Here is a 1445-nt window from a genome sequence, read left to right on the forward strand (position 1 = left end):
CCGGTCTCGGGGGCTCGGAGATGGGTATAAGAGACAGGGCGGAGGGGAGCTCAGTAGTCGAAGGCGCGGGCCGAGTTCGCCGCCAGGGCCGTGGCCATCGCGTCCTCGTCGATCCCGCGGACCGCGGCCATCGCCCGTACCGTCAGCGGAATGAGGTACGGCGCGTTGGGCCGTCCGCGGTACGGCGCCGGGGTGAGGTACGGGGCGTCCGTCTCGACGAGGACGAGCTCCAGCGGGGCCACGGCGAGGGCGTCCCGCAGCGGCTGGGCGTTCTTGAACGTGACGGTCCCGGCGAAGGACATGTAGTAGCCGGCGGCCGCGCACTCGCGGGCCATGTCGGCGTCGCCGGAGTAGCAGTGGAAGACCGTCCGCTCGGGCGCGCCTTCCTCGCGCAGCACGCGCAGCACGTCCGCGTGGGCGTCGCGGTCGTGGATGACCAGCGCCTTGCCCTGCCGCTTGGCGATCTCGATGTGGGCGCGGAAGGAGCGCTCCTGCGCCGCCATGCCGTCCGGGCCGGTGCGGAAGTAGTCCAGGCCGGTCTCGCCGACGGCCTTGACGTGGTCGAGCTTCGCGAGCGCCTCGATCTCGGCCAGCGCCTCGTCGAGCGCGGCCTCGCCGCCCCCCGCCCGGGCGCCCTGCCGGGACCAGCCTCCCCCAGGGTCGCCGAGGACGATGCGGGGGGCCTCGTTCGGGTGCAGGGCCACCGCCGCGTGGACGTTCTCGTACGCGGCGGCGGTCTCGGCGGCCCAGCGGGACCCCTTCACGTCGCAGCCCACCTGCACGACGGTGGTCACCCCGACGGAGGCGGCCTTGGCGAGGCCCTCCTCGACGGTGCCGGACTGCATGTCCAGGTGGGTGTGCGAATCCGCCACCGCCACGCGGAGCGGTTCCGGCAGCGGCGGCGGGGTGTCGCGGGCGTCCCGGGCGTTCGGGCTGCCCTTGGCGGAGGCGGAGGGGCTGGCAGGGCTCATACGGCCGATCTTATGACCGGCGCAGCTTCCGCAGCAGGCGGGCGAGCGGTCCGCGGCGCTTCCGCCCGCCGTCCAGCTCGGCGTCCACGGCCACCGGGCCGGGGCTCTCGTGCGACGGCTTCCCGTGCTGCCGGTGGGCCCGCGGCTCGTTCGCCCCGGCCGGCACCGGGCCGGCGATCCCGGGTGCGATGCGGTGGTGCCAGAGCTTGTCGATCGTGCCCAGCACGGACGAGACCTGCCCCGCGCGCATGATCCGCACCACGTGGCCGCCGCAGTTCTGGCAGGTCGGGTTCGACAGCGGGGAGGGGACCCGCTCGCCCTCCACCTTGTACAGGATGAAGGGCTGGCCTCTGCCGTCGGTGTGGTGCTCGATCCCGTAGGCCTGTTCCCAGGCGAATCCGCACCTCATGCACGCGAAGGAGTAGGCCTCGTGCACGGTCCGCACGCCGGGCGCCACGGGCGGGGACGCCGGGG

2 protein-coding genes are annotated in these 1445 nt (G+C 74.2%); both read right to left on the minus strand.

Annotated elements, in window-relative coordinates:
- Positions 1-50: 50 nt before the first annotated feature.
- A complete protein-coding gene (locus HYE82_RS36485; RefSeq protein WP_179178513.1) occupies positions 51-971 on the minus strand; it encodes a TatD family hydrolase in 921 nt (306 codons plus the stop codon).
- Between the two features lie 10 nt (positions 972-981).
- On the minus strand, positions 982-1380 hold the full coding sequence (locus HYE82_RS36490) for a hypothetical protein (RefSeq protein WP_218783458.1): 399 nt from the start codon (positions 1378-1380) through the stop codon (positions 982-984).
- Positions 1381-1445 lie beyond the last annotated feature (65 nt).

Origin of the sequence: Streptomyces sp. BR123, from assembly GCF_013401435.1 — a bacterium.
Classification (GTDB): domain Bacteria; phylum Actinomycetota; class Actinomycetes; order Streptomycetales; family Streptomycetaceae; genus Streptomyces.